A 6,889-nucleotide genomic window follows, 5' to 3' on the forward strand; every position below is an offset into this window, starting at 1 on the left:
GCTCATTACTGAACAAACCTTCGGCAACCAACTTCTTCGCGTATATTTCGCGCGGCGTCGGATGCTTTTTAATTTTCTGATACATCAGCGGCTGTGTTGCATTTGGCTCATCCGCTTCGTTATGGCCATTACGGCGGTAACATACCAGATCAATCACAACATCGCGCTTAAAGGTATTGCGATAATCAACCGCCAATTGCGCAACAAAGACAACAGCTTCAGGATCGTCGCCATTAACATGGAAAATAGGTGCCTGCACCATTTTCGCGATATCTGTACAGTATTCCGTAGAACGCGTGTCTTCAGGGTTTGAAGTCGTAAAACCAACCTGGTTATTAATAACCACGCGGATCGAACCACCGACTTTAAAAGCCCGTGTTTGGGAAATATTAAACGTCTCAGCGACAACACCCTGACCAGCAAATGCAGAGTCACCATGAATGGTAATTGGCAGCGCTAAAGAGCCATCGGTACAACCACGACGGTCCAGACGGGCGCGTACCGAGCCTATTACCACCGGGTTAACGATTTCTAAGTGCGACGGGTTAAATGCCAGTGCTAAGTGCACATTACCACCTGAGGTTTCAAAATCTGAAGAGAAACCCATGTGGTATTTTACGTCACCAGCACCAACAACTTCGTACTTGCCTGCAAACTCATCAAACAGTTTTGAAGGGTTTTTACCCAAAACGTTAATCAGAGTATTTAAACGGCCTCGGTGAGCCATGCCGATAACACAATCTTTTGCTCCCTGCTCGCCGGCGCGGTGAATCATTGCTTTGAGCATTGGGATCATCGCGTCACCACCTTCCAGACCGAAGCGTTTTGCGCCAGGGAATTTGGATGACAGATACTTTTCTAAACCATCAGCAGCGACCAAACCATTCAAAATGCGACTCTTCTCGGCTTTATCATAAGAAGGAGTAGATTGGTTTGCTTCTAAGCGTTGCTGGATCCAGCGCTTTTCATCGGTAGAGACGATGTGCATATACTCAGCACCGATAGACCCACAGTAGGTTTTTTCCAGCGCCTTGTGTAAATCACCCAGTTTCATGGTTTCTTTGCCGATAGCAAAAGAGCCCACGTTAAACTCGGTATCATAATCACTTTCTGATAAGTCGTGATGAGACAACTCTAAATCACGCACTCTGGATTGCTTCCACAGCCCCAGCGGGTCCAGGTTAGCTTGCTGATGACCACGGAAACGGTAAGAGTTAATCAGCTGCAACACTTTTACCTGACGGCTGTCAGCGGCTGTCGCAGAATTCACCACTACCACTTCGCGGTGCTTATTGCGGGCCAACTCAGCAAACTGTTGTCTGACATCTGAGTGACGGGTTTCTAAATCAACTCCGTCAAGTTTTGGCAGCTTGGCAAAAAACTCACGCCATTCATCGCCGACGCTGGTAGGTTCAGCTAAGTAGGATTCATACAACTCATCGACATAGGCCATGTTGCCGCCGCCAAGATGAGAAGACTCTAACCATGCCTTCATTACACCTTCGTGCATTTAGTTTCCCTTAATTTCCGCGCACCTGGAAAAAGTAGCAAAAAAACAGCCTGTTCGCAGGTTACCAGGCCGTCTTTTATTAACATACCCAAAAAGGGCGCATTACAGCGCCCGGTTTAACAACATCGATTTAATTTCACCAATGGCTTTGGTGGGGTTTAAACCTTTAGGACATACATTAACGCAGTTCATGATACCGTGGCAGCGGAATACGCTGAACGCATCATCCAGATCGTTTAAACGTTGCTCTGTTGCCGTATCACGGCTATCCGCCAGGAAACGGTATGCATGCAGTAAACCCGCCGGACCGATAAACTTATCAGGATTCCACCAGAACGACGGGCAAGACGTTGAACAACATGCGCACAGAATACACTCGTACAGACCATCCAGCTTAGCACGTTCTTCCGGTGACTGCAGATACTCACCTGCTGGTGTGATCTTGCTATCATTAATTAAGTACGGCTTCACTTTCTCATACTGGGTGTAGAACTGGCTCATATCAACTACCAAGTCACGCACTACCGGTAAACCTGGTAAAGGCCGCAATACAATTTTGCCGCCTTTTAAACCGACAGCAGACAATGGCGTAATACATGCCAGACCGTTTTTACCATTCATGTTCAGACCATCTGAACCACAGACACCTTCGCGGCAGCTGCGACGGAATGATAAGGTTGGGTCCTGCTCTTTTAACTTAATCAGCGCATCCAGCACCATCATGTCCCGGCCTTCCGGGTTATCCAGCGTGTAATCCTGCATACGCGGCGCTTTGTCAACGTCAGGGTTGTAACGATAGACGGAGATAACTAACTTCTTCATCGCTGTGCCCTCTTAGTAATTACGTGCTTTAGGTGGGAAAGCATCACGGAACTTCGGTTCCATGTTTACTTTACGCTTAGTCATGGCTTCTGTTTCCGGCGAATAGATACTGTGGCATAACCAGTTCTCATCATCACGATCCGGATAGTCGAAACGGGCATGTGCACCACGGCTCTCAGTACGGAAGTTCGCAGCGACGGCAGTAGAGAATGCAGTTTCCATCAGATTGTCCAGCTCCAGACATTCAATACGCTGAGTATTGAAATCTGAACTCTTATCATCCAAGCGGGCAAACTTCAGGCGTTCACGAATTTCTTTTAACTGTTCTAAACCTTCCGCCATGGCTTTACCTTCACGGAATACCGAGAAGTTCAGCTGCATACATTGCTGCAGGTCTTTCTTAATTTGAGCAGGATCTTCGCCCTGACCAGGCTTAGAGTCTTCCCAGCGACGTGTACGGGCTAAAGCCTCATCCAGATCTGACTGACTTGCAGCGCGACCTTCAGATGTTGCCGCTAGCGCTTCGCCTAAATGCAGACCCGTTGCACGGCCAAACACCACTAAGTCTAACAGTGAGTTACCGCCTAAACGGTTGGCACCGTGTACAGATACACAGGCAATTTCACCACAGGCAAACAAACCAGGAACTATTGGTTCAGAGCCATCCGCTTTTGGCGAAATAACCTGACCATGTACGTTGGTCGGAATACCACCCATCATATAGTGACAGGTTGGAATAACCGGAATAGGCTCTTTAACCGGATCAACATGCGCAAACGTACGTGACAGCTCACAGATACCTGGCAAACGGCTTTCCAAAACCTCTTCACCTAAGTGATCCAGTTTCAGTTTAATGTGCGGGCCCCATGGACCGTCACAGCCACGGCCTTCACGGATTTCAGTCATCATTGAACGGGCCACAACGTCACGACCGGCAAGGTCTTTCGCGTTTGGCGCATAACGTTCCATGAAACGCTCGCCGTCTTTATTCAACAGGTAACCACCTTCACCACGGCAACCTTCAGTTACCAGTACACCGGCACCGGCAATACCCGTTGGGTGGAATTGCCACATTTCCATGTCCTGCAGCGGCACACCGGCACGCAGTGCCATACCAACACCATCACCGGTGTTAATGTGCGCGTTAGTGGTTGATGCGAAAATACGGCCTGCACCACCCGTTGCCAGTACTGTAGCACGGGCTTTGAAATAGACGATTTCACCGGTTTCGATATCAATCGCAGTACAACCTACTACTGCGCCATCCTGGTTTTTAACCAGATCCAGCGCATACCACTCAGAAAATACCTGAGTTTTGTTCTTAACGTTTTGCTGGTACAGCAAATGTAATAAAGCATGACCGGTGCGGTCAGCAGCCGCTGCGGTACGCGCAGCCTGCTCGCCGCCAAAATTCTTAGACTGGCCACCAAAAGGGCGCTGATAAACACGGCCGTTTTCGAAACGTGAAAACGGTAAGCCCATGTTCTCTAATTCGGTAATGGCTTCCGGGCCGGTTTTACACATGTATTCGATAGCGTCCTGGTCACCGATATAATCAGAGCCTTTGACAGTATCAAACATGTGCCATTCCCAATTGTCCTCATGACTGTTACCCAGCGCTACGGTAATACCGCCCTGCGCTGACACCGTGTGAGAACGGGTTGGAAATACTTTGGATAATAATGCGCAGGTTAAACCTGACTCGGTAATCTGCAGTGCAGCACGCATGCCCGCACCACCGGCGCCAATTACGATGGCATCAAACTCTCTTACTGGAATAGTCACTTAAGCACCCCACAAAACAAACAGGCCGACAGCAACGTATGCGAAAGCCAGGGCATAAAGGAAAAATTGTAGTACTGCACGCAGCGCAGCCGACTTAACGTAGTCAGTCAGCACTTGCCATAAACCAATGCGGGTATGCACAGCAATAGATACTAAAGCTAACAAGGTAAACACTTTTACCAGCGTATTGGCAAACAGGTTCTGCCATACTTCAAACGTCACTTCCGGGGTACAGATAAAGAAACCCAGAATAAACACACTGTACAGAGCCAGCACAATAGCTGTCGCCCGCAGTGACACATAATCCTGTACGCCATCGCGTTTCAGGCTTGCCTGATTCAGAACCATAACCATACTCCTGCTAATACTGCTAATACGATCCAGATAGCGATCGTAACTTTCGCGCTTAAATTGCCGGATTTCAGCTCTTCCCAGTGTCCCATATCCATAATCAGGTGACGGATACCGCCGACCAGATGATAAATAAGTACAGTGATAGTGCCCCAGGCAATGAATTTTGCCAGGTGAGACGTCATCAGCTCTTTAACAAAGTCAAAGCTCTGCTGATCCTGCAGCGAATACGCCCAGGCCCAGATAACGAATACCAGTGCAAAGAACAATGCTACACCAGTAACACGGTGCAGAATTGACGCTATGGCAGGTGCCGGAAACGATATGGTAGAGAGGTCGAGATTTACTGGTCTTTGTTTTTTCACAGTGCTTGCCCATCGATGCCCATTATCGAGCTCTTGTTGTCATTGTCGTTGTCATTGCTGTATAAACAGTCAACACCCAAAACCAATACACTTTTTTGCTCAAGCTGGATCAGTACTGCCAGACAGCAAAAGTGCTTGCTGAGTGAACTGTTTAAAAACCGCAATAGTATATATTTCACAGTTCGCTATTACAATTTTTGTTTGGTTTTACTCGAAAAAATCCGTATTTGGAACATTACACATTTTGCTCTTTAGAGCAATAATACTAGAGTCGAATACTTATTGAGCGAAAACGCATTAAAATTGACTTTATGGGGTCGTTTGCAGGTAGAATAGCGACCAATTTGCTAAATTCCTTTAACCCGATACTACAACAACAGGAGAAATCCAATGGCAGATAAAAAGGCCGTCGTGCAGGTCGATGGGAAATCGTTTGAGTTGCCAATATACTCTGGCAGCGCCGGCACTGACGTAATTGATGTTCGCGCCTTGGGTCAGCATGGTTACTTCACCTTCGATCCGGGTTTTATGTCTACCGGGTCATGCGAATCAAAAATCACCTACATTGATGGTGACAACGGCGTATTATTGCACCGCGGTTACCCAATTGAGCAGCTGGCAGAACATTCAGACTATCTTGAGCTGTGCTATCTATTGTTGGAAGGCGAGTTACCAAGCGCAGAGAAATACAACCAGTTCAAACACACTATCACCCGCCACACTATGGTGCATGAAAAAATCGCGGCATTCTTTCAAGGCTTTCGTGTTGATGCGCACCCTATGGCGATGTTATGTGGTGTTGTCGGTGCTATGTCGTCATTCTACCACTCAGATTTGGATATCAACGACCCGGCACAGCGCAAGCGTAGCGCCCACCGCTTAATTGCCAAACTGCCTACGCTGTCAGCGATGGCATATAAGTACACCGTTGGACAGCCATTTGTTTACCCACGTAATGACTTAAGCTACTCAGAAAACTTCCTGCATATGATGTTCTCTGTGCCAGCTGAAGATTACGCAGTAAGCCCGGTACTGGCAAAAGCTATGGATCGCATTTTTATGTTGCATGCTGACCATGAGCAGAATGCTTCTACGTCAACAGTGCGTTTAGCGGGTTCTTCAGGTGCTAACCCTTATGCCTGTATCGCTGCTGGTGTCGCATCATTATGGGGCCCGGCGCACGGTGGTGCTAACGAAGCTTGCCTTAAGATGTTACAGCAAATTGGTTCAGTGGATCGTATTCCTGAGTTCGTAGCACGGGCGAAAGATAAGAACGACTCTTTCCGCTTGATGGGCTTTGGTCACCGCGTTTATAAAAACTTCGACCCTCGCGCTAAAGTGATGCGTGAAACCTGCCACGAAGTGCTTAAAGAGCTGAACATTAAAGACCCACTGTTAGATGTGGCAATGGAGCTGGAACGCATTGCGCTGGAAGACCCGTACTTTATCGAGAAGAAACTGTACCCGAACGTAGATTTCTACTCAGGTATTATCTTGAAAGCTATCGGTATTCCGACCAGCATGTTCACGGTGATTTTTGCTATGTCGCGCACTGTCGGCTGGATCTCTCACTGGGACGAAATGCTGGGCGAAAAAGGCCACAAAATCGGCCGCCCACGCCAGCTGTACACCGGTTACACAGCGCGTGATTTCAAACCTTTGAATAAGCGTTAATTACGTTTTACTTAAAAAGCGGCTACGGCCGCTTTTTTTTATTTCTAATAACAGCAAACAGAGTGCGTGTAACAGCTCTCAGCTGATTTGCACCATCACGTAAAAACAGGCAAAATCGCGCCTTTCAATTGATGAGTTCCGTTGCTATGAGTGGTTTTGACGTTCAGCAGTTTCGCAGCCAGTTCGCGTTTTTTCAGCTGCAACCTGATTGGGTGTATCTGGACAATGCGGCCACCATGCACAAACCAAAGGCAGTCACCGACGCCGTTCAGCGCTTTTATCAGCAGCAAAACAGTAATGTGCACCGCGGGGCACACCAGTTAAGCCAGCAGGCAACCGCTGAGTTTGAACAAGCCCGTGATACCGTTGCTAGCTTTATTAA

The 6,889-nt window shown here is 47.8% G+C and carries 7 protein-coding genes; 2 read left to right on the forward strand and 5 right to left on the reverse strand.

The window, feature by feature from the left end:
• The 5 genes from VIN66_RS13220 to sdhC all read right to left on the reverse strand — a co-directional run.
• A partial coding sequence (locus VIN66_RS13220; protein WP_331924416.1) for a thiamine pyrophosphate-dependent enzyme occupies positions 1-1,510 on the reverse strand: 1,510 nt, incomplete at its 3' end.
• 102 nt (positions 1,511-1,612) lie between these two features.
• Positions 1,613-2,332, reverse strand: coding sequence for a succinate dehydrogenase iron-sulfur subunit (locus tag VIN66_RS13225; RefSeq protein WP_134054468.1), 720 nt, complete (start codon positions 2,330-2,332; stop codon positions 1,613-1,615).
• Between the two features lie 12 nt (positions 2,333-2,344).
• Positions 2,345-4,117, reverse strand: coding sequence for a succinate dehydrogenase flavoprotein subunit (gene sdhA / locus VIN66_RS13230; RefSeq protein WP_331924417.1), 1,773 nt, complete (start codon positions 4,115-4,117; stop codon positions 2,345-2,347).
• Positions 4,118-4,465 (reverse strand): succinate dehydrogenase, hydrophobic membrane anchor protein, encoded by a 348-nt coding sequence (sdhD, locus tag VIN66_RS13235; protein WP_134054464.1) that lies wholly within the window; start codon positions 4,463-4,465, stop codon positions 4,118-4,120.
• Positions 4,456-4,833, reverse strand: a complete 378-nt coding sequence (gene sdhC, locus VIN66_RS13240; RefSeq protein ID WP_331924418.1) for a succinate dehydrogenase, cytochrome b556 subunit — start codon at positions 4,831-4,833, stop codon at positions 4,456-4,458. Before sdhC ends, sdhD begins: the two co-directional genes overlap by 10 nt.
• A 390-nt stretch (positions 4,834-5,223) precedes the next feature.
• Between sdhC and VIN66_RS13245 the strand changes: the two genes are divergently transcribed.
• Complete coding sequence (locus VIN66_RS13245) at positions 5,224-6,507, forward strand: citrate synthase (RefSeq protein ID WP_331924419.1); 1,284 nt, start codon at positions 5,224-5,226, stop codon at positions 6,505-6,507.
• Positions 6,508-6,653: 146 nt separating this feature from the next.
• On the forward strand, positions 6,654-6,889 hold a 236-nt coding region (locus VIN66_RS13250), incomplete at its 3' end, for an aminotransferase class V-fold PLP-dependent enzyme (RefSeq protein ID WP_331924420.1).

Source organism: Rheinheimera sp. (assembly GCF_036568245.1).
Classification (GTDB): domain Bacteria; phylum Pseudomonadota; class Gammaproteobacteria; order Enterobacterales; family Alteromonadaceae; genus Alishewanella.